General features: G+C 67.2%; 25 protein-coding genes. 13 read left to right on the plus strand and 12 right to left on the minus strand.

The window, feature by feature from the left end:
* The first annotated feature begins 14 nt into the window (after positions 1 to 14).
* Genes OV207_RS10525 through OV207_RS10540 form a run of 4 tightly spaced genes read left to right on the plus strand, consistent with a single transcriptional unit; the run spans position 15 to position 3,232 of the window.
* Positions 15 to 1,079 carry a hypothetical protein gene (locus tag OV207_RS10525; RefSeq protein ID WP_267554687.1) on the plus strand — a complete coding sequence of 355 codons (1,065 nt, stop codon included), beginning with the start codon at positions 15 to 17 and terminating at the stop codon, positions 1,077 to 1,079.
* A gap of 17 nt (positions 1,080 to 1,096) precedes the next feature.
* The gene (locus tag OV207_RS10530) at positions 1,097 to 1,843 is read left to right on the plus strand and encodes an AHH domain-containing protein (protein WP_267554689.1); all 747 of its coding nucleotides are present in this window, start codon (positions 1,097 to 1,099) and stop codon (positions 1,841 to 1,843) included.
* 20 nt (positions 1,844 to 1,863) lie between these two features.
* The gene (locus tag OV207_RS10535; protein WP_267554690.1) at positions 1,864 to 2,463 is read left to right on the plus strand and encodes an imm11 family protein; all 600 of its coding nucleotides are present in this window, start codon (positions 1,864 to 1,866) and stop codon (positions 2,461 to 2,463) included.
* A gap of 19 nt (positions 2,464 to 2,482) precedes the next feature.
* Entirely contained in the window at positions 2,483 to 3,232 is a 750-nt protein-coding gene (locus tag OV207_RS10540) for an immunity 49 family protein (protein WP_193427986.1), read from the plus strand.
* 1,243 nt (positions 3,233 to 4,475) lie between these two features.
* On the opposite strand, the gene OV207_RS10545 is transcribed toward OV207_RS10540, so the two are convergent.
* From OV207_RS10545 to OV207_RS37765, 3 genes are all read right to left on the minus strand, one after another.
* Positions 4,476 to 5,288, minus strand: a complete 813-nt coding sequence (locus OV207_RS10545; RefSeq protein ID WP_267554692.1) for an ExeA family protein — start codon at positions 5,286 to 5,288, stop codon at positions 4,476 to 4,478.
* On the minus strand, positions 5,285 to 6,646 hold the full coding sequence (locus tag OV207_RS10550; RefSeq protein WP_267554693.1) for a DDE-type integrase/transposase/recombinase: 1,362 nt from the start codon (positions 6,644 to 6,646) through the stop codon (positions 5,285 to 5,287). The genes OV207_RS10545 and OV207_RS10550 overlap by 4 nt, the downstream gene beginning before the upstream one ends.
* Positions 6,647 to 6,804: 158 nt before the next feature.
* Positions 6,805 to 7,359, minus strand: a complete 555-nt coding sequence (locus OV207_RS37765) for a transposase family protein (RefSeq protein WP_420715198.1) — start codon at positions 7,357 to 7,359, stop codon at positions 6,805 to 6,807.
* 337 nt (positions 7,360 to 7,696) lie between these two features.
* Between OV207_RS37765 and OV207_RS10555 the strand changes: the two genes are divergently transcribed.
* From OV207_RS10555 to OV207_RS10565, 3 genes are all read left to right on the plus strand, one after another.
* Positions 7,697 to 8,503, plus strand: a complete 807-nt coding sequence (locus OV207_RS10555; RefSeq protein WP_267554695.1) for an FG-GAP-like repeat-containing protein — start codon at positions 7,697 to 7,699, stop codon at positions 8,501 to 8,503.
* Positions 8,504 to 8,676: 173 nt separating this feature from the next.
* Complete coding sequence (locus OV207_RS10560; protein ID WP_267554696.1) at positions 8,677 to 9,330, plus strand: glutathione S-transferase family protein; 654 nt, start codon at positions 8,677 to 8,679, stop codon at positions 9,328 to 9,330.
* Between the two features lie 99 nt (positions 9,331 to 9,429).
* The gene (locus OV207_RS10565) at positions 9,430 to 10,290 is read left to right on the plus strand and encodes a sugar phosphate isomerase/epimerase family protein (RefSeq protein WP_267554698.1); all 861 of its coding nucleotides are present in this window, start codon (positions 9,430 to 9,432) and stop codon (positions 10,288 to 10,290) included.
* Positions 10,291 to 10,356: 66 nt separating this feature from the next.
* On the opposite strand, the gene OV207_RS37770 is transcribed toward OV207_RS10565, so the two are convergent.
* From OV207_RS37770 to OV207_RS10590, 4 genes are read right to left on the minus strand one after another with little or no spacing between them, the layout of a single operon-like run.
* Positions 10,357 to 11,259, minus strand: a complete 903-nt coding sequence (locus tag OV207_RS37770; protein WP_420715199.1) for a DUF1801 domain-containing protein — start codon at positions 11,257 to 11,259, stop codon at positions 10,357 to 10,359.
* A gap of 34 nt (positions 11,260 to 11,293) precedes the next feature.
* The gene (locus OV207_RS10580; protein WP_267554699.1) at positions 11,294 to 11,563 is read right to left on the minus strand and encodes a hypothetical protein; all 270 of its coding nucleotides are present in this window, start codon (positions 11,561 to 11,563) and stop codon (positions 11,294 to 11,296) included.
* On the minus strand, positions 11,560 to 12,006 hold the full coding sequence (locus OV207_RS10585; protein WP_193427992.1) for an SRPBCC family protein: 447 nt from the start codon (positions 12,004 to 12,006) through the stop codon (positions 11,560 to 11,562). The genes OV207_RS10580 and OV207_RS10585 overlap by 4 nt, the downstream gene beginning before the upstream one ends.
* Positions 12,003 to 12,332, minus strand: coding sequence for an ArsR/SmtB family transcription factor (locus OV207_RS10590; RefSeq protein ID WP_193427993.1), 330 nt, complete (start codon positions 12,330 to 12,332; stop codon positions 12,003 to 12,005). The genes OV207_RS10585 and OV207_RS10590 overlap by 4 nt, the downstream gene beginning before the upstream one ends.
* A 66-nt stretch (positions 12,333 to 12,398) precedes the next feature.
* Here OV207_RS10590 and OV207_RS10595 point away from each other — a divergent pair, with 66 nt between their 5' ends.
* Together OV207_RS10595 and OV207_RS10600 are read left to right on the plus strand one after the other, a co-directional pair.
* Positions 12,399 to 13,562: an acyl-CoA dehydrogenase family protein gene (locus OV207_RS10595; RefSeq protein ID WP_267554702.1), complete on the plus strand. Its 1,164-nt coding sequence runs from the start codon at positions 12,399 to 12,401 to the stop codon at positions 13,560 to 13,562.
* A 281-nt stretch (positions 13,563 to 13,843) separates the two neighbouring features.
* Positions 13,844 to 14,707 carry a caspase family protein gene (locus tag OV207_RS10600; protein WP_267554703.1) on the plus strand — a complete coding sequence of 288 codons (864 nt, stop codon included), beginning with the start codon at positions 13,844 to 13,846 and terminating at the stop codon, positions 14,705 to 14,707.
* A 20-nt stretch (positions 14,708 to 14,727) separates the two neighbouring features.
* On the opposite strand, the gene OV207_RS10605 is transcribed toward OV207_RS10600, so the two are convergent.
* The 4 genes from OV207_RS10605 to OV207_RS10620 form a co-directional block, all read right to left on the minus strand.
* On the minus strand, positions 14,728 to 15,090 hold the full coding sequence (locus OV207_RS10605; protein ID WP_267554705.1) for a VOC family protein: 363 nt from the start codon (positions 15,088 to 15,090) through the stop codon (positions 14,728 to 14,730).
* Positions 15,091 to 15,114: 24 nt separating this feature from the next.
* On the minus strand, positions 15,115 to 15,966 hold the full coding sequence (locus tag OV207_RS10610; RefSeq protein ID WP_267554707.1) for an AraC family transcriptional regulator: 852 nt from the start codon (positions 15,964 to 15,966) through the stop codon (positions 15,115 to 15,117).
* A gap of 199 nt (positions 15,967 to 16,165) precedes the next feature.
* On the minus strand, positions 16,166 to 16,624 hold the full coding sequence (locus tag OV207_RS10615; RefSeq protein ID WP_267554708.1) for an SRPBCC family protein: 459 nt from the start codon (positions 16,622 to 16,624) through the stop codon (positions 16,166 to 16,168).
* A complete protein-coding gene (locus tag OV207_RS10620; RefSeq protein ID WP_324291513.1) occupies positions 16,621 to 17,001 on the minus strand; it encodes a metalloregulator ArsR/SmtB family transcription factor in 381 nt (126 codons plus the stop codon). The genes OV207_RS10615 and OV207_RS10620 overlap by 4 nt, the downstream gene beginning before the upstream one ends.
* 355 nt (positions 17,002 to 17,356) lie before the next feature.
* On the opposite strand from OV207_RS10620, the gene OV207_RS10625 reads away from it, so the two are divergent.
* On the plus strand, positions 17,357 to 18,454 hold the full coding sequence (locus tag OV207_RS10625; RefSeq protein WP_267554710.1) for a hypothetical protein: 1,098 nt from the start codon (positions 17,357 to 17,359) through the stop codon (positions 18,452 to 18,454).
* A 73-nt stretch (positions 18,455 to 18,527) separates the two neighbouring features.
* On the opposite strand, the gene OV207_RS10630 is transcribed toward OV207_RS10625, so the two are convergent.
* Positions 18,528 to 19,583 carry a hypothetical protein gene (locus OV207_RS10630; RefSeq protein WP_267554711.1) on the minus strand — a complete coding sequence of 352 codons (1,056 nt, stop codon included), beginning with the start codon at positions 19,581 to 19,583 and terminating at the stop codon, positions 18,528 to 18,530.
* 264 nt (positions 19,584 to 19,847) lie between these two features.
* Here OV207_RS10630 and OV207_RS10635 point away from each other — a divergent pair, with 264 nt between their 5' ends.
* From OV207_RS10635 to OV207_RS10645, 3 genes are read left to right on the plus strand one after another with little or no spacing between them, the layout of a single operon-like run.
* A complete protein-coding gene (locus OV207_RS10635) occupies positions 19,848 to 20,312 on the plus strand; it encodes a DUF4150 domain-containing protein (protein ID WP_267554713.1) in 465 nt (154 codons plus the stop codon).
* 4 nt (positions 20,313 to 20,316) lie between these two features.
* Positions 20,317 to 21,546, plus strand: coding sequence for a hypothetical protein (locus OV207_RS10640; RefSeq protein ID WP_267554715.1), 1,230 nt, complete (start codon positions 20,317 to 20,319; stop codon positions 21,544 to 21,546).
* Complete coding sequence (locus OV207_RS10645; protein WP_267554718.1) at positions 21,543 to 22,292, plus strand: AHH domain-containing protein; 750 nt, start codon at positions 21,543 to 21,545, stop codon at positions 22,290 to 22,292. The genes OV207_RS10640 and OV207_RS10645 overlap by 4 nt, the downstream gene beginning before the upstream one ends.
* The last annotated feature ends 29 nt before the right edge of the window (positions 22,293 to 22,321 follow it).

Here is a 22,321-nt window from a genome sequence, read left to right on the forward strand (position 1 = left end):
TGACAGGGATTGGCATGGTGACCGCACTGGGATACGGCGCGACGGGAAGTTGCGCGGCCATCCGGGCGGGCCTGTCACGTCCACAGGCCCTGGATGGACTGGTCGTGGAGGATGGCGAGGGGGGCTCGCAGCCCGTCACCGGCTTTCCTGTATCGGGCTATGCGGAGGGGTTCTTCCTGGTGGGCGCGTGGCTCAGACTGGCGGCGGGCAGCCTGGATGATTTGCGTCATGGGATGGAGTGGCCTTCGCCCTCCGACGTGTCCTTCTGGGGAAGGACCGGACTCTTGGCCCTGACGCCCTTCATCGACGAGGCCCGGTTCGGCTGGTCCCTGGGCCAACGCCCTCATGCCCTCGTGGAGGACTTCGTCCAGCCGTTGCTCACGCTCCAACACCTTCCCGTATCGATTGAGCGCAGTCGCCCACTGGCCCTTGGGCACTGCGGGTTGGTGGCGGCCCTCCAGCAAGCCCGTCACCTGCTGGAGGAACGAAGGCTGGAGCGGGTCATCATCGTCGCGGCGGACTCCTATGCCGATGTCCCAAGTCTGGAGTGGATTGACGGGCAGGGGCGACTCAAGCAGCCCCGGATGCCGGTGGGCCTGATGCCCGGGCAGGCAGGAGCGTGCCTCCTGATCGAGGGAGAAGGAGCGGCCAGGGCGCGCGGAGCGCCCCTGGGTATCTGCGTCCAGGGAGCGTCCTTCGCCGCCGGGCCGGGTGAGCGGCGAATGCCACATGTGCTGGGCCGTGAGCTGGCCGCGTCAATCCTCCTCGTGCTTCGTGACGCGCGGGTGCCCCTGCCGTATCAGGGATGTCTGGTCCTGGACCTGAATGGCGAGGAGTGGAAGTCAGCCGCCTGGGCCCATGCCCAGTTGCACCTGACGGAGCACGTCGACTTCGAGAACTGCCGGGTTCGGGTTCCCGCTGAATCGCTGGGTGAAACCGGAGCGTCGAGCGCGGTCGTGGGGGCTGGAGTGGCCATCTCCGAGCTGCGCTCCTCCCACGACGAGAGCGCTATCGTTTGCTCTCTTTCCGACCACGGCGACTCCGGGGTCATCCTGCTCCAGCGAACTCTTGAGCGGTAGCTCACAAGGAGGTTGTCATGGCGTTCACTGCCGCGAAGGACCACATCCTCTCGACATACCCGATGCAGGCGGTGCTTTGCCGTTCCAAGGAGTATCGAAAGAACGGCATCAACTGTATCCGCGGAGACCCAGGCAAGCTCGCCCGCGTCTACAACAACAACAGCAAGATCAAGAAGTACTTGATCGAGAACGCCATCGGGACCCGGACTCCAGGCGCAACCGCGGGTGACGACTCGCACGCCGCCGGCTATCACTTCAATCATTTCACCGAAAAAGCAGGCACGCCCTATCCAAACGCGGGCCATCACATCCTGCCTTGCGAGCTGTTCACCGTCAAAAGCGAGGGGAGCAAACAGGGGGGCGTGTTCGAGGAAGAGGAGTTCAAGATCCTCCGTCGGGTGAAGTACGACATCAACAACGGAGAGAACCTTATCTTCCTACCCGCCATCAATAACAGCCATTGTGGCGTCCACCAACTACCTTGCCACGTTGGCAGTCACCCCGGCTACACCGCGGAAGTGTCATTCGACGTCGAGCAGATCAACCTGCTCCTCAAGGAGAGCCTCAATGAACCCTGCGAGGACTGGAAGCCACCCGAGAGCATTCCGGCCGAGATCAAGAAATACGAGAAGAAATACTGGAATTGGATTGTAACGTTCGGCGAAAACACGAGGGGTTCGCACATCAACACGTTCCGCAAGGAGCTGGTCGCCGAGCTGACAAAAAAGACGAAGTCCCGGCCCAGACTGGGCAAGACAACCTGACACACCTCAGGCCCAACCTCATGAGCTTTCGACCCTGGCTTTCGGACGACGAGAATGACGCGTATGCATGGATCACCTATGCGCCCAGCGCGTTGAGGAAAGAGCCCAAGGAGTACGAACTGCACAAGGGCATTACAGTGCAGCACTGGTATCCAGCGAATGTGACCTTCCCGCTGGCGGAGGACCGAGGTCTTGAACTCACGGACTCCATCCCCAACACCCTCGGCCTCATCATCGTGTCGGAGCGACTGAAACGGTTCCTGGAGGCGAACGCAGGAGCCCACATGGAGTTCCTCCCTGCCCGTCTTCTCGATCAAAAGGACCGGCTCGTTCCGGAGCCCTACTTCATCCTGAACCTGCTGGAAGTCGTGGAGTGCGTCGATCTTGAGAAGTCGCAGTACGAACGCTCAGCGATAATTCCCTCATTCATTGCCTGGTTCTCGCTCCTGGTCGTGGATCCGGCACGGATTCCCCCGGAAGCGAAGCTCTTCCGGCTCAAGGAGAAGCCCAACCTCATCCTGATTCGAGAGGACCTCGCCCAGGTGCTCGTCAATGAGGACTACACGGGCATGATGTTCCTGGACTTGGAGGAGTACGGCAGGGAATGGGGACGGACCTGAGCGTGAGAGACCCGGGAGCATGATCCATCACGAAACCAACGCGCTCGAAGCCATCCGGGTCCTGACGCTTGAGGTCGAAAGCGGGCCGCTCCCCGTAGAGGAGCGCGAGCGCATCCTCTTCCACCTGTCGCGGCATTGCCGCATCGCCGCGCTCAGCGCGCTGCTGGCCCGGGCGGATGTCGTGTCCTTCCGCGAGCGCCTCCGGATGTCTGGAACGTGGCGACTGAACCTCCTGAGTGACCGCGCCACACAGGAGAGGCCCTTCAACCGGTTCACGGGGGCTGCCCAGATCGCTCCACTCTGTGATGCCCTCGCTGCCGGTGCGGACACGGTCGCTCAAGACATCGCGCGCATGTCCGCGTCCGGGTGGCTGACACGCAAGGAGTTCGAGGACGATTTCTACTATGGGCGGCTGCTGGGCGGGTTCGCCCTTCGAGAGCCTGGGTGGGAAACCGCAGCGGATGGCCTGCTGTCCGGTCTCGTCCGCGTCATCGGGGATGAGGGCGCGCCTCGGGTCCGCGTGTGCCGGGCCCTGTTGACCCACGAGTCCGGCGCATTTCTCGACGCCCTGTTGGAACTCCTGGAGCAGCATGGCGCCTGGTTCCGAGCCAGGGCGGGTACCCTGCAATCCCGCGAACCCGCATTCGGGTTGGAACGTTCCGTTTGCGTGGAGGGGCTGGCCTTGCTGCACCTCGCCCTGCTCCACGGCTTGTCGATCGACCCGGAGGCGGAATACCCATTGATGCCTGACATTGTCCGAGTGGGCTGAGCCCTCCGGGCGGTATTGCTCCTGACGCGGTTGAACATGGTGGCATCCAGGGCCCTGTCCATGTGCCGTGACTGGTTCGCCCTCGACCTGAAGGCGCACTCCTACGAAGTACGCGCCTCCTCACCAGACCCGTCCCTATCGGAGACGACATGGGCCGGATTCGCCGTGTCACTGGCGCGCCCGGATGAGGATGCCCAGAGGGCCACTCCCGTGATGAACGTCTGCCTGCCCTGCCCGGCGCCGCATCGACGGGCTCATCTCCTTTGCCGCTGAGCTTCCCGTGGATGCCAGACTTTTGGACCAGCGTCCCAGGCAATAACGGTCATGGTCCTCGTACCCGAGGACGTGGCGGCTCGCGCTCAGGGCAGGCGCCCCCGTGAGACGCGAGACGCACGTTGGGTTCCCGCTGTGACTCCAACGTTCCAGGGCGTGCCATGACGGTCCGAAACCCGAAGCGTACCCGCTCCTCCCGTCGTAGCACTCCAGCCCTGCTGTCCCTTGGACTGCTGGGTCTCTCCGGGCCCGCGTGGGCCGCGACTCCCGCCACCTTCGCGGCCCCCGTGGAATCCTCCACGGGCCCGGGCCCGCGCTACGTGGCAGCCGCCGACTTCAACAAGGACGGCGTCCCTGACGTCGCCATCGCGAACATCCCAAACCGCCCCCTCGCCATCCAGCTCGGCTCCACGACGGGGATGCTCGCCACCCCGCGGACGGTGGCCCTGCCCACCAGTCTCACCCCGCCCGTCTCCGTCGCCGGTGTCTCGGACTTCAACGGGGATGGCAATCCGGACGTCGCCGTCGTGGGCAACAACGTCGTCGCCGCGTTCTACGGCGACGGCGCGGGCGGCTTCCTGTCCACGCCGCCCGGCCTGGCCCAACTCCCGAGCGAGCCGGCGGCCTTTCGCGGACTCGCCGTCGCCAACCTCGTCGAGAACACGGCGTCCCCGGAGCTGCTGACCTTTTCCCCCACGAACCAGTTCGTCTTCATCGTCACCGCTCCCGGCGCTCCCTTCCCTACCGAACGCCCGGTGCTCCTGTCTCCCAACACCCTGGACATCGCCGTGGCGGACGTCACCGGAGACGGCCACGTCGACATCGTCGGCGTGAATGCCGCTGGCGTCATGGCCATCCAGGCCGGTGATGGCTGTTGCGAGGCGAGCTGGTTGATGGACGAGCGATCCGCTTGGTTGATGGGCATCACCGAGCGCGAGCGTCAGCGAGCGCGCTCGGTGATGGGACCGGCCTACAGAGCGGCGGCGTCGGTATCGAGGACGCGTGCGAGTACGTCGCGCTCGACGAGCTTTTTCTTGCGACGCGCGGCCTCGCGAAGCGCAGTGGTCGCGAGCCGGTCGATGTCGCGGTGAGCGCCGGAGGCTGCCTCGTGGAGCATCGCCATCGCGTCGGAGGCGAAGAGCTCTCGCTCGCAGCCCGCGTTCTTCAGGCGCAGGCGGAGATACTCCGCGGTGTCATCGGGCCCAAGCGCGTCGATGGTGAGCCGGCGTGCGAGGCGGGAGGCGAGGCTGCGGTTACGGCGCATCGCGAGCCGCGAGTCGAGCTCGGGCAGGCCGACGAGGAGGAGGGAGAGGAGCGCCTTGGAGTCCCACTGGTAGTTGAGGAGGATGTGGAGGTGGTCGAGCACGTCCTGGTGGAGCAGGTGCGCCTCGTCGAGGAGGAAGACGGGGTGGACGCGCTCGCGACCGAGGTCCTCCACGTGGCTGGACACGGCGTAGAAGACAGAGGCCGCGGTGGCGGAGGGCGTGAGCCCGAGGGCAAGACACAGCTGGCGGTAGAAGTCGCGGCGGCCCAGCGTGGCGTTGTGACAGTAGGTGAGGCGGAAGCCCGCCAGGGGTAGCCGGTGGCGGAGCGCGCGCAGGACGCACGTCTTGCCGACGCCGGGCTCGCCCACCAGCATGACGCTCTGCCGCTCGCGTACGGCCTCGCAGAGTTCCTCGACGAGGTCCGTCTTGGAGGCCGGCAGCCAGAGGTCCGCGTCGGCAATCTCCTTGGAGAAGGGCGCCTCGGAGAAGCCGAAGTGGGTGACGTAGGCGGGCGTCATGAAGCACCTCCATCGCGATGCCGAGGAGGACGCCCGACGGCGCGGTCGAGGAGCGCGCGGGGCGGGTCAAACGCGGGGTGTGGCCGGTACGTCTCGTCGTGGAGGGGAGGCCGACGCAGCGGCCTCTTGCGGCGCGCGTTCTTCACCGCGTCGACTGGGTGGAGGGTGTAGCGCTTGCCCTCGAATTCGGCCCAGGGAGTCTCGCCCAGGTCGACAAGGCAGCGGCACAGGTGCACGAGGCGTCCGGCGAGGTGGCCTGCGTCGAGCTCGTAGTCGGCACCATCGACAGCGACGGTGGTGTCGCGCCGCACGCGTCGGCGGATGCGGGTGGTGAGGGCCTCGCGCAGCTTCGCCTCGTCGAAGCCATCGGGCGCCCGGGGAGCGGCCTCGAAGACGGTTTTCGGTGTCGCACCCATGAGGGCAGCGTGCGACGTGACGTGGTAGTGCGCGTCGAGGAAGGCGCAGAGGCGGACATTGACGTCGTGCAGCGAGGCGACGGGCCCGAGGAAGTCGAGACAGCCCTCGCGCAGCGTGCGCCAGAAGCGCTCCATCTTCCCGCGGGCGGGGGCGTCGTAGGGCCGAGCGTGCAAAAGCGACGTGCCGATGCGAGCGCACGCGGTGGCGAGCGTCTCGCCCCGGTACGTGGCGCCATTGTCCAGGTAGAGAGCGTCCGGCGGACCGTGCTTGCGCAGGGCACGCACCATGAGGCCAAGCATGTCCACCTCGCGCTCAGTGTGGTGGGCCTCCAACGCCACGACGTACCGACTCGCGTCGTCCAGCAGCGCGTGGATGCGCAAGGGCAGCGACTTGCCCCCGACGGTGAGTCCAGGCCCGTGACACACGTCCGCGTGCCACAAGGCCATGGGGCGCTCGGCCTGCCAGCGCAGGCGCGTCTTCGTGCCGCTGCCATCGCGCATCCCGACGCGGTCAAGTCCTGCTTCCGAGAAGAGGCGGCGCACCGTCGTCGCCGAGACGGCGTCCTTCTCGAGCCGGCCATCGGTGACGAGCGTGCGCAGGATGAGCGTCACGGACGCGGACGGGTACTCCCGCCGGATGTCGAGCAGCAACTCGCGCTGGGCCGCCGAGAGTTGCTGGGCGCGGCCCTTGTCGCTGCGGCCGCGCGGGGCGAGGCCTGAGAGGCCGCGCTTCTTGTACGCGTAGTACCAGCGCTCGAGCGTGGCCGCCGAGTAGCAGTGGCTCGCCTTGGCGCCCGGCGGCACGAAGCGCTGCTGGGCGAGGGACTCGAGCGCCGAGGCGAGCTGGCCTCGGTCCATCTGAGCCTGGGTGAGGACGCCGATGACTCCGTGGCGAAACACCGCCACCGCCTCGGCGTGGGACTTCGGGGTGAGGCTCTTCATTTTGCGCGGACTTCCCGTACCGCCCCCACATCCCGGCATGGGCCTCTTGGGAGAGCAGACGCCTACCGTCCCGCCGGAGGCAGGTCTTCGAGGACGGGGCTTGTCGGGTGGGACGGACTTCTAAAGCGGGGCGAGCCGCTGGCTGCGAAGCGAGTCCCTCAGCGAGCGCGCTCGGCTCCCCGGAAGGCACAGGCGGACAGAGATGGCGGTCCCGTCGCCGGGAGCGCAAAGGCGGCGACTGTCGACGCCGCTCGTGCGGCCACCGCTCGCGCCGTCCAGTCCGCGGGCGCCGGCCGCACGCAGCACAGGAGCGTCCCGCGCCTGGCCTCCCTGGCCCAGCGGCAGAGGGCATCCCAGCGCCCGGCGCTCCCTGGCCCCACCACGTCCCACGGACTCACGCGCCCGCGCACCGCCGCAGCCGTCAGCGACTCAAGGCCCCACAGGGCGAGCGCCCAGGCGATGGCCGCGAGCGAATACAGCTTCCTGGCCAGCACCTCCGCGGGCACTACCGTCTGCGACACGCCGCACGCACGGCAGCGGTAGCGTCGCACGCGCAGCTCTACGAGCACGGGCGACGCGCCAGAGTCCAGCGGCCCGCGCACCTGGCGGCTCCGGCTGCCATGCCCATGAAGCCCCAGCGGCCCTCCCACAGGGCGGCTCGCCGCGCCGCAAGCGGCGCAGCTCGCCGGGCGTACCGCCGACACGGACGGCATCTGTGCCGCCCAGGACTTGACGCCGACGCGCGTCCGTACGACTCCTTGGGTGCCTCGCTTCTCTCTCACACGTCAAGCGGGGCGCTCGACCTGTGAGCGTGTTGGCGCACGCTCCAGGTCACCTTTCTCGCACGCGAGCTGGCGAACACCGCCGCGCCCCGTCCTCTCAGAGCCCCGCGGACTACCTCACGCAGCGTGGCACGCCAGAATCCGGCTCGCTGCTGGACTCCGCGCGGCCTGCAACATCCCTTCCCGGCAACCAGCGCGCTCGTCGCGACCAAGATCTCCATCAACCACTTCGCTCAGCAACAATGGCACCGGGAAGTTTCCCTCGCTCGTGAACTCCACCGCGCCCAACTTCGCCGCACGACTCGCGTTGGGGGACGCCACCGGCGACGGCCTCAGGGACCTCATCGTGGCGGGCAACCAGTACGTGTCCGTCACGCCCAGCATGGGCGACAACACCTACGGCTCGTTCATCCGGTCCAACACCACCGTCAACGCCAGGGATATCGCCCTCGCGGACTTCAACCTGGACGGCCTGCTCGACGTGGCCGTGGCCTCTGTTACCGGACCGGACGTCACCGTGCTCATCAACCAGGGCGATGGCACCTTCGCCCAGCCCACCGTCCTCTCCACCAACAGCCCGGCCTCCGACATCGACGTCGCGGACTGGAACGGGGATGGCAGGCCGGACATCGTCGTGACCCAGGAGCAGGCCAACACCGCCGTCGTGTTCCTCAACACGACCGGGGTCGTCGCGGACGTCGCCGTGCGCCTCGTGGCCCGGCCCGTCTTCGACCTCTTCAATCCGTACATCCGCTATGACGTGTCCGTGACGAACAACGGCCCCGAGCCGCTCGACATGGCCACCGTCACCGCGTCGCTGCCCGCCCCGCTGACCGCCTCGTCCGGCCAGTGCACGCCGGGCGCGAGGAGCGCCATCTGCGGCTTCAGCGCCATCGCTCCGGGGGCCACGCAGAGCCGGTCCTTCACCGTCCGCCTGAACCTGTTCACCTTCGGCCTGCCCTACACCGTCACGGCCCGCCGCACGGCCAGCACCCCGACGGACCCCAACCCGGTCAATGACCGGGCCTCGCGAAGCTGCATCGTCCTCGGTCCGCTCCTGACCTCCTGCAACTGAGGCCGGGACTGAGCCCAGGCGGGGCGAGACCTCCGGGCCCGACGCCGGGTGTCCGCAGCGGGGCCGAACGCTGAGCTGCGCTTGGAACCCGGCAGGTCGAAGCGTTCGTGCAGCACACCGACATGAGGGCTTCGGTCCGCGCGAGGGCGCGTCTGGGAGTAGAACTTCCGCCCATGATCAAGCTCCACCAGTTCAACCCTTCTGGGAATTGCTACAAGGTCCGCCTGCTGCTGCATCAGCTCGCGATTCCGTTTGAAACGCGGGAGGTGGATCTCTCCGCGGGAGAGACGCGCACGCCGGAGTTCAAGGCGATGAACCCCATTGCCCGGACCCCCACCGTGGAGCTGGAGCCAGGTGTCTTCCTCGCCGAGTCCAACGCCATCCTCTGGTATTTCGCCGAGGGCACGCCCTTCATTCCCACAGACCGGCTGGAGCGGGCGCGGATGCTCCAGTGGATGTTCTTCGAACAGTACAGCCACGAGCCCTACATCGCCGTGGCTCGGGCCTGGCTCGCCTACTTCGGTGTCCCTCCCGGCAAGGAGAAGGAGCTGGAGGAGCGCATCCAGAAAGGCTACGCCGCGCTCGACGTCATGGAGGGCGAGCTGAGCAAGCGGCCCTTCTTCGCGGGCGAGCACTACAGCCTCGCGGACATCGCGCTGTATGCGTACACGCACGTAGCGGAAGAGGGCCGCTTCGACCTGGGCCGCCATCCCGCCATCCGCGCCTGGTTCGAGCGGGTGCAGGCCCAGCCCCGCCACCTGCGCATCACCGACGTCATCAACGCGCCGTCGGCTTCGCGGTCCTCCCACGTGAAGTCGGGGCTGTAGGTGGACAGGTACGCGAGGAAGCGCGGAAGAGCATCCCCAGGTGCTCTGCAAGAAAGCCCGAGCGGTGCTGGGGGCCCGTGGCCGAAATGGTTCGCGCCCGTGCTGCTCCTGGCCGCCGTGGGATGCAGCGAGCCACGGCATCCTGCTCCACCCGACGCTCCGCTCGGCGCGTTCAACTTCACGCTGGAGTCGCGGCCGGTCGCCGCTCAGGTGCAATTGCTCGACTCGCTCGGCTACGCCGGGGTGACGCTGTTCTGGCCGGGCCGTGAAGCCTTCGACACCTACGCCACCCAGCCCGCGGTTCTGGCGGGACGGGTCCGCCTTCCCGCCGTCCTCTTCGTCCTGCCCTTCGACACGGACTGGGACCGTGAGGCGCTGGACGGGATGCTGGCGGCGCTCGCCCCACGGAGGACGGCGCTCTGGCTCATCCTGAGCGGTCCTCCGGATGCGAAGGCGGCCATGGTCGCCTCGGTCCGCGACGTGGTGGACCTGGCCACCGCGCGCGGAGTGGACGTCGTCCTGTACCCACATGACGGCGAGGCCATCGAGAACGTCGAGGAGTCGCTTGCCCTGCTCGCCGCGGTCGACCGTCCCCGGTTGAAGACCTCGCTCCATCTGTGTCACGAGCTCCGAGCGGGGAACCGGGACCGGCTGGAGGAGGTCATCGAGGCCGCCGCGCCCCAGCTCGCGCTCGTGAGCATCCACGGCGCTGCACGCGAGTTTGATCCGCACGCTCCCGGCTGGTCCGAAGTCATCCAGCCGCTCGACCAGGGCGACCTCGACGTGGGGACCCGGTACCTGCGCCCCTTGCGCCGCGCCGGTTACGAGGGCCCCATGCTGCTCCACACCTTCGGCATCGAAGCGCCACCGGAGGAACACTTCCGCCGCTCGATGCTGAAGTGGCGTGAGCTGTCGCGCTCGGTGGAGGACACCCTCCTGGAAGCCTCCACGAAGGGCTGACGCGACCAGGGCCAGCACGGCCCGGGCTCGCGCTCCTGCGGCTTCTCGCCCATGGGCTTCGAGCCGCTACGGGACCCAGCCAGGCAACGCAGCCGCCTGCTTCACCCACTTCGCCATCTGCGCCGCGTCGAGCGGGTCGCCTTCGCGGATGTCCAAGTAACGCGTGCCCTCGCTCTTGCTCGGACCGGGAGGGACCGGTCGCAGCGACGTGCCGCGGAAGAAGCTCACCTTCAGGTAGTGCGTGAAGGCGTGGATCCCCAGGAACCAGCCCTGGCCTTCAACGCCATACAACGGCGAGTTCCACTTCACGGCCTTCTGCACGCCGGGCACGCTCCGCACGATGAGCGCGTCGAGCCAGCTCCCGACGTCGCGCTTCCAGCCCGGCAACGCGGCGATGTACGCCTGCACCGGGGCGTCGCCGTCGCCCTTCGCGATCTGCGGATTGCCGCCTGAGAGGAGCTTCACCGGCCTGGCCTTGTTCGCAACGGGTCTGGCCTTCGCCGCTGGAGCATTCTGGGCCACCGCGGCCTTCACGAGCGCCTTGAACGAGCGCGCGGCGACCTTCTCCCCTTCGCGGATGTCGATGGCCCTCCGCGTGTTGCCTTCCAGGCTGGAATTGAAGAGGCCCGAGGGGTCTAGGACCCTGGCCCCCTTGGCGAACGTGAGCTTCACGACCGCCTTATAGGATTCTCCGGTGCAGACAATCCCGTGGTGGGACCAGACCGGAGTGCCCATCCACTTCCACTCCTCGGTCATCTCGGGATCGGCTTCCAGGATCAACGCCCGCATGCGGGCCAGGGTCTCCCCTCGCCAACCCCCCAGGTCGAGGATGCGCTGGTCGATGAGCCGGGAAGCAGGCTCCATCGGCTTGTCCTTGCTCGCACCGGGCCTGGCCTTCGTGCCTGCCTTCGCAGGGGACCTGGTGGCCACCTTGCGTGGCTTGCTTGCGTGCGACGTGCCCTTCGTCATGCGGCCTCCAGAGCTGGACATCCTGCGCCACCGTTCAGTCGGTGCGTCGCCCGCTGCGCCACTTGTGGGCATAGGGCAGCACGAACAAATACAGACCGGAGAACAGGAGCATGGCGAGCGGGATCAGCGCCAGGAATCCCACCCAGACGACAGTCGAACCCCTTGCCATCGCGACGACGTTGGCGATGACGGCCACCGTGAAGGCAATGGACAGCCAGCGATGGAACAGCCGGATCCAATGGTTCCAGGTCCTTGGGGCCTGTGCTGTGGACGCATCCGAAGCGGTGGGAATGCGCGTGGTCATGGGATCCTCGCGAGCAGGTCCACGAGCTTCCCGCCCATCATGTTCCAGCCGTAACGCGCGCCGCCGAAGTTCTGCTTCTGGTCCGGCTTGAAGCCCGACTGCACGAGGGACAGGCGCGTGCCCGACGCCGTGGGCGTGAGCGTGAAGGTCACGACGGTGTCCAGGACCATGTCCCCGACCACCCACGTGTAGCTGAGCTTCTGCTGCGGTTCGCTCTCCAGGATCCGGCAGTTCACGGTGCCGTCCCAGCCGGGATACGGCTGCGTCTTGAACGCGAACGCGGCCCCCGGCTCGAGCTTGAACCCGACGACAGGGAGGAGCCACTCGGTGAGCAGCTCGGGGTCGGTGAGCGCGCGCCACACCTTCTTCGGCGAATGATGCAAATCGAATTCAAATGAAATGGCTTCGGTTTGCGATGGGGCGGTCTTGTCGAGGGGCTTCATTCGTCCATTTTCTCCAGCAGTTCCTCAAGGCGATCAACGTGCTCCGTCCAGAAGGCGCGGTAGTGCGCGATCCAGTCGATGAGCGGCTTCATCCCGCGCGGCTCCACCCGGTAGTAGACACAGCGCCCTTCGCGCCGGCCGTTCACCAGGCCGGCGTCTTTCAATGCGGCGAGGTGCTGCGAGACCGCCGGCTGGGAGATGTCGAAGCGCGCCGTGAGGTCCTTCACCGCCGCTTCGCCACGCGTGAGCGACTCGAAGATGGCCCGGCGACTGGGGTCCGCCAGCGCCTGGAAGATCTTGTCTTCGGCCGCGACCGCTCTCTGCATGCACGACCAATAAGCCTCGGCTTATTGGTTGTCAAGCGCGCGGCGAAGTCCGTCTAAGCTCCCTGCATGACGGACCTCACGCCCTCCATGCACCCGCTGCTCGCCACCGCGCAGGCGCTGTTCCCCCGCTTGTCCGCGCGCTCCAACGAAATCGAGAGCGCCCGCCGGCTGCCACCAGACCTGTCCGCGGAGCTGGCCCGGGAAGGCTTCTTCCGGATGATGATTCCGCGGTCGCTGGGCGGCCTGGAGCTGCACCCGGCCCTGTTCTTCCAGATCATCGAAGCGCTGGCGAAGGCGGACGGCGCCACGGGCTGGTGCGTGATGATTGGCGCCTCCACCGCGCTGGCGTCCGCGTGGCTGCCCGAACCCTCGGCCCAGACCGTTTACGGCGCGCCGGACGCCATCACTGGCGGCATGGCGGCGCCCATCGGCCGCGCCGAGCGTGTCGAGGGCGGCTACCGCGTCACCGGGCGCTGGTCCTGGGTGAGCGGCGGTCAGCACTGCCAATGGCTGGTGGGAGGCGCGGTGGTGACGGAGGAGGGCAAGCCCCGCATGGTGGCCGAGGGCATCCCCGAGACGCGCCTGTGCTTCTTCCCGGCCCAGAGCGTGGTGCTGCACGACACCTGGTTCGCGTCCGGCCTGTGCGGTACGGGCAGCCTGGACATGGAGGTGAAGGACCTCTTCGTGCCGGAGGCGTATGCCGTCTCGTTCCTGGGCCCGCGGCGCGTCACCGCGCCCCTCTATGGCTTCCCCTTCGGCCTCCTGGGGATGGGAATCCCGGCGGTGGCGCTGGGCATCGCCCGCCGCGCCATCGACGAGTTCATCGCGCTGTCGAACCAGAAGACGCTGGTGCTGGAGCGCCGCCAGTTGGCCGCGCGCCCCGCGGCGCAGGAAGCCGTCTCCGTCGCCGAGGCCACCGTCCGCTCCGCACGCGCCTTCGTCCTGGAGGCCCTCAATGCCCTCTACGACGAGTCCACGCGGGGCACCGTCTCCCTGCGCTCCCGCGCCGAGCTGCGATTGGCGATGACCCACGCGACCCGCTGCGCCGCGCGCGCCGTGGATGGCCTGTACGAGGCCGCGGGCGGCAGCGCTGTCTTCCGCACAAGCCCCCTCCAGCGATGCTTCCGGGACGTCCACGTCGCCACCCAACACGCCATGGTGGCGCCCCCTACCCTGGAGCTCATCGGTGGCCTGCTGCTGGGGCTCGACCTGCCGGCCCCCACGCTGTAGCGACCCGCGTGACACCGGGCCTCACCCGGCCGCACTTCGCGGACGCGGCCTTCGTCGCCATGCCGCGCGGCTCGCGGATCAACCGCGGTTCGCCGCTGCCCGCCCCTGACAGCGCCGTCCTGCCGCTGGAGCCCGGCGAAGGCCGGCCGCTGCACGGGGTGCGCACCAGCGCGCGGAGGGTCGGGTGGTGGGGTGGCCGGAGACGCACGGCGCGCCCTGCCTCCCCGGTGACATCCCACGGGGGCGGAGCCCACCTTGCGGGACAGGGAGGAGTACCAGTCATGGCTCAGGGATATTCCATCAACATCGGTCTGAACGCGGTGGACCCCCACCACTACGCGGGCTGGGACGGCCAGCTCATTGCGTGCGAGGCGGACGCGGAGGACATGGTCAGCATCGCGAAGACGCAGGGCTTCGGTCGGGTGACCCCGCTCCTCACGAAGGAGGCCACGCGCTCGCGCGTGCTGGGAGAGATGGACGAGGCGGTGAAGGTGCTCCAGGCCGGGGACCTGTTGCTGCTCAGCTACTCGGGGCACGGCGGCCAGCTCCCGGACGCCACCGGGGATGAGTCCGATGGGCTGGACGAGACGTGGTGCCTCTACGACGGAGAGATCATCGACGATGAGCTCTACGTCGCGATGTCGAAGCTGAAGCCGGGGGTGCGCGTCTTCATGCTCTCCGACAGCTGCCACAGCGGCTCGGTGAGCAAGGTGGCCTACGCGGCCCTGCGCTCCAGCGGCAGCCTGCAGCTGCTCGCGGACACGGTACAGAGCAGCGAGCCGTCCGAGCGGCGGTTCAAGGAGATGCCCCTGGGCATCGAGCACCGAACCTACCGCGACAACAAGGCGATGTACGACGACATCATGAAGCGGCTGCCCAAGGACGACCCGCGCCTCACGCTCAAGGCCACCGTGCTGCTCATCTCCGGCTGCCAGGACAACCAGCTCTCCAGCGACGGCGCCTTCAACGGCCTCTTCACGTCCAACCTGCTGCGGGTGTGGAACGGCGGGAAGTTCCGCAACGGCTACCAGACGTTCCACCGCCGCATCCTGCGCACCATGCCGCCCATCCAGTCGCCCGCGTACTCCATCATCGGAGTGCCCAGTCGCGAGTTCGAGCGGCAGGTTCCCTTCCACTTGAGCTGACGCACGCGGCCCGGAAGGCCTCAGCGCATGCAGACCGCTTCGACGTTGTTGCCGTCCGGGTCCAGCAGGAACGCGGCGTAGTACGTCGGGCCGTAGTCGGCGCGCACGCCAGGACGGCCGTGGTCGCGGCCACCCGCCCCGAGCCCGCCTTCATGGAAGCCGTCGACGGCGGCCCGCTCGGAAGCCCTCAGCGCCACGTGCGCCCCGGGGCCGACGGCATCCGTGGAGTGATAGAGCCACAGGGCCGGCTCGCCCGGCGGGCCGAAGCCCGCGCTCGACGCGTCACGGGTGCACAGCACGTGTCCCAGCGAGGCGAGCGCCTTCTCGTAGAAGCGCACGCTCGCGTCCAGGTCCTTCACCTTCAATCCGATGTGGTCGTACACGCTGCTCTCCTTGGGTGATGACCGTCATCCTAGGGAGGGCACCCCGCGCCCGACTTGGAGGAACTTGCGCTCCTTGCGCGCGGCCTGACGGAAGCCGCCAGGAGGGATGCCCGCGGCGCGGTGGAACGTGCGCACGAAGTTGGAGAGGTCACCGAAGCCGACGTCGAAGGCGATGTCCGTGATGGAGCGGTTGTCCCCGGCCAGCAGCCGTGCCGCGTGGCGCAGCCGCGAGCGGACCAGGTACTGGTGCGGCGTCACGCCCAGGACCTTCGAGAAGAGCCGCAGGAAATGGAACGGGCTGAGCCCGAACTCCCGGGCCACGCGTTCGAGCACGACGGGTTCGTGCGAGTGCGCGTCCAACCACAGCGCCGCCTCCACCGCGCAACGGCGATGCCGGGGCCCGGCATCGAGCGGCTTGCGCTTCCTTCCGGAAGCCAGGTCCACGAAGCGGGCCGCCAGCAGGACCCCCAGCTCATCCAGTCCAAGGTCGCGCCTGCCTTCCGCTGTCGCCTGCGCGAGTTCGGCGAACACCATCAATTCGGGCAGCGGCGGCATGGCGCCGGTCCGCCAGACCTCCCTCCGCCCGCCGAGGGCGTCCACCAACGTCTCCGAGAGTCGGAAGGACAGACACTCGTCACCGCCCACCACGTGCTCGTGCGTGCACCGGTATTCGTCACCGGGGTGGCCAATCAGCAACGAGCCCGCCACCAGCTCGAACGCGTTTCCTCGCGTCTGGTAGCCGAAGCTCCCCTTGCGGACATAGGCGATGGAGAAGCCCGTGTGCAGCTCCGTGAACGGCGTGTCGCCGGGCCCCGCGTGGCACCGGTAGTCGAACACCGAGAGCGAATCACACCGCATGACCGTCGTGGCCGCCATCGTTCGTTCCCTCCGACCGTCGCCGCATCCAGGAGGGCATCCACCCCGGGCCGTCGTGACGCGGCGCGAGCGTAGTCACGCCCGGCCCCACGCACTTGGAGAATCTTGCCCTGGTGAATCACGGCGCCCGCGCGGAGGGCCCTTCGCAATCGATGTCGGCTTCCAGTCCGTCGGAGGTCCATCCCACGCACTGGCAAGGTCAGCCGCGCTCGGCCGTCCGCTCCAGCAGCGCGTCCAGTCCCTTCAGCAGCCCGGACCACCCCTTGGCCGTGCGGTCCTTGTACTCCGCCCACGCCGGCATCATCTCCGCGGTGAGGGTGAGCTCACAGCCCGTCCCCTGGGGAATGATCTCCACCGTCACCCGGTCGCTGTCCGTCGAGTACTGGGGCACGGTCAGCAGGAACACCAGCCGGCGCGGGCGGTCGATCTCCAGGTACTCGCCCATGTGCTCCACCTCTGCTCCATCGCGCAGGTCCGAGAAGCAGAACCGGCCGCCTACGCGCGCATCCACCTCCGAGCGGACCAGCGGCGTGTCCTCATTCGTGACGAAGAACCAATGGCGGGCCTTCTGGGGGTCGAGCCAGGCGTCGAAGACCCGCTCGGCGGAGGCCTTGAAGCGGTGGGTGACGGTCAGCTTCACCGGGTGCGAGTCGCTCATCGGGTTCGTCCTTTCGGGTCGGGAGACGTGGAGGGCTTCACGCGGTCCTCCTCCTGGAGGAGGTCGTCGAGCGCCTGGAGGCGGGACGTCCAGGTCGCGCGCTGCGCCTCCATCCAGCGCGCGGCTTCATCCATGGGCTTCGGGGTGAAGGACAGGAGGTGTTCGCGACCCTCGCGGCGGCGGCGCACCAGGTTCGCGCGCTCCAGCACGCGGATGTGCTTGGACACCGCGTTGAGCGACATGTCGAAGGGCCGCGCCAGCTCCGTCACGCGCAGCTCCCCCGCGGACAGGCGCTGGAGGATGGCCCGCCGCGTCGGGTCGGCCAGCGCCAGCAGCGTCTGGTCCAGGTGGTTCGGAATCGCCAGGGTGCGCATCATTCAACCTCTGGGTTTAATATCAACGCGAGCCCGCAGCCTGTCAAGGCGAAGAAGCCGGAGGGCGGAGCTGATCGAGCAGGTCACGGGATGTCTGAAACGACGCCCTCCGGCCTATTCTGGAATCAGGTAGCTGGGGCCGCACCCGCTGCCAGGCAAGGCTGTCTGGTGGAGGAAGGGCGCCGTCATCTCCGCGAAGAGGATCTGGACCGTGAACGCATCAAGACCGAGGCCGTGCGCATTCCTGGTGGTTTCCCTCTGGCTGGCCTGCACTGGACAGCTGGGCCAGGACGTTCCCGTGGAAGGTCCTCCTGCCACTCCTGATTCGGGCGTGCGTCCTCCCGGTGACGACGGCGGAGTGAAACCAGACGCCGGGCCTCATGACGATGACGCGGGCGTCCCGGATGCAGGCAGTTCGGATGCTGGCAGCCCGGACGCGGGGGCGCCCCCCATCACGAGCGCCCGGGTCTTCTTCTCCGGACACAGCCTGCTCGACAACCCCATGCCCGACCATTTCGATGACATCGCGACGAGTCAAGGCAAGGACTTCAACTGGAACCAGCAGAATGTGATTGGCTCGCCCCTCCGGGTGAGGACCTGGGGCAATGGCGGATGGGAAGGCTACCGCTCGGGCAAGAACCGCGTGGGCAGCAACATGAACGTGGTCCAGGAGCTGTTGTCTCCCCAGACGCTGGGCCAGGGAGAGCGATACGACACCCTCCTCATCACCGAGCGGCATGACCTCCTGGGCACCATCGAATGGGAGAACACCGTCGGCTACCTGCGGCACTTCCATGACCGCTTGATTGCTGGAAATCCGCAAGCCGTTACATATTTCTATCATACGTGGCTGGACATCGACAAAACCAACCCGGCCCGGTGGATTGCCTATGAGAAGAACGCTCGGGTCGCCTGGGAGTGTGTGTCTTCCAAGGTGAACCTCACGTTGCAGGCCGATGGACGGGCGGCTCGCGTGCTGGCGCTCCCCGGGAGCACGGCGCTGGTCCATCTGGTGGAGCGCGTCATCGCGAACGAGGTGCCCGGCATCAGCGGTTCGACCTCGCAGAAGCTCAACGTGCTCTTCAGCGACAACGTCCACCTCACATCCCTGGGGGCGTACTACATGGCCGCGGTCCACCATGCGGCCGTGTTCCGGGAGTCGCCCGAAGGGGCCCTGGTGCCTCCTGGGGAGAACGCGGCGACCGTCCAGGCCCTGCAGCGCATCGCGTGGGACTTCGTGAGCGCCTATGTCGCGCAGCCCGGCGCGGGCGAGCGGGCAATGGCGGACTGCCGCACGCGAATCCCCCGGGATGTCTGCCCTGGCTTCTGGGAAATCCTGGGGAGTTCCCAGAACGTCGAGGGCTGCCAGCGCTACTTCAGCAACCCGGCTCCGGGCCCGGGTGGAAACCCCTTTGTCTGGCCTGATCCGAACTGGCAGCCCCTGCCCCCTCCTTAGCCACGGCGTGGGGCGCCAGGGCTTGAGACGGGCCCGGACCCGACAAGGTCCGAGCCCGTCCTGGGCCAGAAGGTCAGAAGTTGGCCTGGAAGCAGAGGAAGTTGCCGGCCGTGAAGTAGAAGCCACCTGAGATGGTGGTGCTCGACGGTAGGGCGCAGAAGCTGACGATGATCTCCGCGCGTTTCTGGTCCGCGCCCAACACGGTGTAGTTGTTCCCTGGGAAGATGTAATCAAGGCCATTCCTGGCCGCCCCATCGACCCGCACCCCGAAGAAGCCAGACAGAGCCGACCGGGACGCCGGAAAGCCCCAGCTGGAGTACGCGAAGAGGGCGACATCCACGCGCTTGGGAGTCGCCGCTCCGCAGACGGCAGCATCCGTCGATGTGCTCACCTGCCGGGCGCCATGGAGGATGGGGCCGGTGGTGCCCAGCAGCTCCTTGTTCGGGAAGTTCGTGTAGTTGGCGCAGCTGGGCTCCCAGAGCGGAGTGCACACGTTCGAACTGCAGAAGTGGGTGCCGTAGTCGCAGGTCGACTGTCCCTCTCCCGAGCAGGGAGCACCGGTGCCTCCCCACACCTGGCAATGCCCTGTCGCGGTATCGCAGCGCCGCCCCACACCGCACGCATCATCCGCCGTGCACTTCGGCGTGCACACGGCATCCGCGACCGAGCACACCCGCTCGAAGGTGCTCAGCCCCTCGTTGCACAACACGTCCGTGGAGCACTTGCAGACCCGCCGGGAATCGGTGGGGCTCAGCTCATCGCAGCTCTTCGCCGAGTCCGGACAGTCCGCGCCGCTCACGCAGGTCTGGACGCAGACCTTCGCCGTGGGGTGACAGAGTTCTGTGGCAAGGCAGTCCGCGGAGGTCGTGCACAGCTGGTCCCGCGCTTCTGGGGGCATGCACTGTCCGGTCGCGTTGTCGCACTGCTGCCCGGGGCTACAGTCCACATCCCGTGTGCACATGCCCGCATCGAGGCCTCCATCGACGATGACATCGATACCCGCATCAAGGCCTGCATCGACACCTGCATCGACGATGACATCGCCGCCGTCATCGGCATCATCGTCCACATCGCGGGAGGGACAGCCCACCAGCACCACCGCCATCACGACAATCACCCCAAGCCGCATGCAGCCGTTCCCCCTGAAGAGCGCATATGGCCCTTGAGCCCGATTGCTACACCATCCGCCCTGCTCAGGTGAAGTCCTGCGAGCGGATGAAGGAACCACCTCAATCACTGCCATTCAGGTCGGCGCCCGCTCAAGCTTCCGTTGGCCCTCACACACCACCACATTGAGTCGAATAGGACCCTTCCCATTCGAGCTGCCAACCATCTTCCCGACGGGCCCTCTTCAAGCCACACTCCCAGTCCGAGCACAGCCCGGGGGTTTGTCATGGCGAATTCAGTGGGTGCCAACAAGATGTCCGTCGTCACGAAGGACAGCAAGGGCGTTACCATCGCCTTCCCGGACGTCTGCAAGACGCCCAGCCCCGGGGGCCCCATCCCCCTCCCCTATCCCAACATCGCTCGCTCCGCGGACACCGCCAAAGGCAGCAAGAAGGTTTCCGTCGAGGGAAACCCGGCCTGTTTGCAGGACTCCAACTTCAGCACCAGCACCGGTGACGAGGCAGGTACGGCGGGCGGTGGCGTGGCGTCCAGCAAGACCAAAGGCAAGGCGGAGTTCGTCAACTACTCCTTCAACGTGAAGTTCGAAGGAAAGGGCGTCGCGCGCGCCCTGGACCCGATGCTTCACAACGACAAGAACACGCCGCCGGCCCCCCTGCTCCAGGGGCCGGTCATCGCAAAAGAAGGGGCACCCGCCCCCCATGTCTGCGGCATCTGCGTGAAGGAGTATTGAGCGCGTGCTCCAGTTCCCACAGGCCGCGCGGGAGCCAGCCCTCTCGCCTGACGATCTGGTCATCACCGCCATGGGGATGGTGTCCTCCCTGGGGCCAGGGGTCGTACAGGGTTGCGCGGCGGCTCGCGGCGGGCTCACCCGTTGGGCGGAGCTTGACGTCGACGCCATGGACGACGACGAGCTGCGCTCCGTCCCGCTCCGGGGACATGCCATCCAAGGCCTCACCAATGGGTTCGCGGGCATGGCGCGTTTCCTGCGCCTGGGAGACGCGGCGCTCCTGGACATGCTCGCTTATGGGGCGTCCGCCCCTGACTTCCTCTCCGGCGCCCACTTCCTCCTGCACCTGCCGGATGACACCTACGACGAAGCCCACTTCGAGCGCATGGAGCAGCCCTTCTACAGCGCCGGAGAAAGAGACAAAGCGCGGCGGCTGCGGAGCGAAGAGCGTGCTGCCTTTCGGGGCAAACTGGCGCGGCGACTGCTCCCCGAACTCCTTGCCCTTCACGGCATTCGCACCTCCGCCGCGGCGCATCACTGCTCGTTCGGTGGACCCGCTGGATTCGCGACCTGCCTCCTGGAAGCCGAGCGTCTCCTGCGCTCGCGCGCCACGAAGTGCTGTGTGCTCGGTGGCATTGACAGTCTCGTCGCCGGAGACACCCTGAGAACACTTCAAGAACTCGGGCTGTTGCAGCATGGGCACAACCCGGATGGGTTCTTCCCCGGAGAGGGCGCGGCCTTTCTCTGCATCGAGCGATTCGAGACAGCTCGCGCTCGTGGCGCCAGGGTCGAGGCATGGGTAGGTGCCGCCGCCCATGCGCGAGAAGAAGCATCCCGATTCTCCGGAAGGCCCCCTACGGGCGCAGGGCTCTTTCAAGCCATCCATGCGGCCTACAGGCGACTGGGCCCCCCTGCCCCCACCGTCAACCTGGCCATTGGCAACCTGAATGGGAGCAGCCATCGCGCCAACGACTTCGCCAACACGCTCGTGAGGCTAGGCCAGGCGGGCCTCCCCAGGGACTTCAGGCAATGGTCCACTGCGACGAGCTTCGGCGAACTGGGGGCCGCGACGGGCGCCGTGGCCACCTGCCTGGGGGTCCGCGCATTCGTGAGAGGCTATGCCAACGCCCCTCATGTCCTCGTCTGGCTCGAATCGGACGGAGGCGACCGGGGTGCATTCTTCCTGGGTGACGTGCCTTCACGAGAAGACAGCAGCAGAAGGAGAGGCCACGCGTGAGCGTCGATGATCATCTGGAAGCGACTCGAAGCCACGAACTCCACGTCGAAGGGGAGGCGAACGGGTGCCTTCTGCGCTGTTTCAAATACGGCAAGGATGACCCCAAGGGGACGAAAGGCCACTCCCACCGCGTCAACGGGCGCATCTATCAGGAGCAGGCCGAGAGCAGCCACTACAACCTGGACTTCACGACAGGGGAGAACAGGCATCTGCTGGAACGCATCTTCGGTGAAAGAGGACCGGAGTGCGTGGGAGGCGATCCACGCCTCCGCGCGGAGGCGTGGCACATGGGCGACGAAGCCAACTTCTGTCACGCCAGGGCGCCCTGGCCCAATGTTGGACATCACGTCGTGCCCATCAACGCCATCGGGAGAGTCTTCACGGAATCGAGTGACCTCAACCTCCTCTTGCAGGCGAAGTACAACGTCAACCGGGGCGTCAACATCGTCCTGCTGCCCTATTCCCACGCCTTTGGACAGGCCATGCGCCTGCCGGTCCACCGTGGCGGGCACCCCGCGTATGACCGACAGATCGAGACGAGGCTCAGGAGCATCCACCAGAACATCAAGGAGGCGAAAGACCCCCAGCGGACCGACCATCCGGAGTTGCCGAAAGAGAACGTGCCCGGTATCACGGCGGACATTGAGGACTTCGCCAAGCAACTGCGCAAGTTCCTTCTGGATGGCTTTAGCAAGTTCAGACATGGTCCCAGCGTCAACGACTTCCGCTTTCCCTCATTCCACTGAGACACAGGATGCTTCAGCCTGCCCCCCAC

The organism is Corallococcus sp. BB11-1, assembly GCF_026626625.1.
Classification (GTDB): domain Bacteria; phylum Myxococcota; class Myxococcia; order Myxococcales; family Myxococcaceae; genus Corallococcus; species Corallococcus soli.

Excerpts from the sequence above, each read along its gene's own strand:
- OV207_RS10535 (WP_267554690.1), top strand. The coding sequence starts at position 1,864 with ATGAGCTTTCGACCCTGGCTTTCGGACGACGAGAATGACGCGTATGCA.
- OV207_RS10580 (WP_267554699.1), bottom strand. The coding sequence starts at position 11,563 with ATGACCACGCGCATTCCCACCGCTTCGGATGCGTCCACAGCACAGGCC.
- OV207_RS37765 (WP_420715198.1), bottom strand. The coding sequence starts at position 7,359 with ATGCCGTCCGTGTCGGCGGTACGCCCGGCGAGCTGCGCCGCTTGCGGC.
- OV207_RS10530 (WP_267554689.1), top strand. The coding sequence starts at position 1,097 with ATGGCGTTCACTGCCGCGAAGGACCACATCCTCTCGACATACCCGATG.
- OV207_RS10545 (WP_267554692.1), bottom strand. The coding sequence starts at position 5,288 with ATGACGCCCGCCTACGTCACCCACTTCGGCTTCTCCGAGGCGCCCTTC.
- OV207_RS37770 (WP_420715199.1), bottom strand. The coding sequence starts at position 11,259 with ATGACGAAGGGCACGTCGCACGCAAGCAAGCCACGCAAGGTGGCCACC.
- OV207_RS10560 (WP_267554696.1), top strand. The coding sequence starts at position 8,677 with ATGATCAAGCTCCACCAGTTCAACCCTTCTGGGAATTGCTACAAGGTC.
- OV207_RS10540 (WP_193427986.1), top strand. The coding sequence starts at position 2,483 with ATGATCCATCACGAAACCAACGCGCTCGAAGCCATCCGGGTCCTGACG.
- OV207_RS10620 (WP_324291513.1), bottom strand. The coding sequence starts at position 17,001 with ATGATGCGCACCCTGGCGATTCCGAACCACCTGGACCAGACGCTGCTG.
- OV207_RS10600 (WP_267554703.1), top strand. The coding sequence starts at position 13,844 with ATGGCTCAGGGATATTCCATCAACATCGGTCTGAACGCGGTGGACCCC.
- OV207_RS10615 (WP_267554708.1), bottom strand. The coding sequence starts at position 16,624 with ATGAGCGACTCGCACCCGGTGAAGCTGACCGTCACCCACCGCTTCAAG.
- OV207_RS10525 (WP_267554687.1), top strand. The coding sequence starts at position 15 with ATGGTGACCGCACTGGGATACGGCGCGACGGGAAGTTGCGCGGCCATC.
- OV207_RS10635 (WP_267554713.1), top strand. The coding sequence starts at position 19,848 with ATGGCGAATTCAGTGGGTGCCAACAAGATGTCCGTCGTCACGAAGGAC.
- OV207_RS10585 (WP_193427992.1), bottom strand. The coding sequence starts at position 12,006 with ATGAAGCCCCTCGACAAGACCGCCCCATCGCAAACCGAAGCCATTTCA.
- OV207_RS10610 (WP_267554707.1), bottom strand. The coding sequence starts at position 15,966 with ATGGCGGCCACGACGGTCATGCGGTGTGATTCGCTCTCGGTGTTCGAC.
- OV207_RS10595 (WP_267554702.1), top strand. The coding sequence starts at position 12,399 with ATGACGGACCTCACGCCCTCCATGCACCCGCTGCTCGCCACCGCGCAG.
- OV207_RS10550 (WP_267554693.1), bottom strand. The coding sequence starts at position 6,646 with ATGAAGAGCCTCACCCCGAAGTCCCACGCCGAGGCGGTGGCGGTGTTT.
- OV207_RS10630 (WP_267554711.1), bottom strand. The coding sequence starts at position 19,583 with ATGCGGCTTGGGGTGATTGTCGTGATGGCGGTGGTGCTGGTGGGCTGT.
- OV207_RS10590 (WP_193427993.1), bottom strand. The coding sequence starts at position 12,332 with ATGCAGAGAGCGGTCGCGGCCGAAGACAAGATCTTCCAGGCGCTGGCG.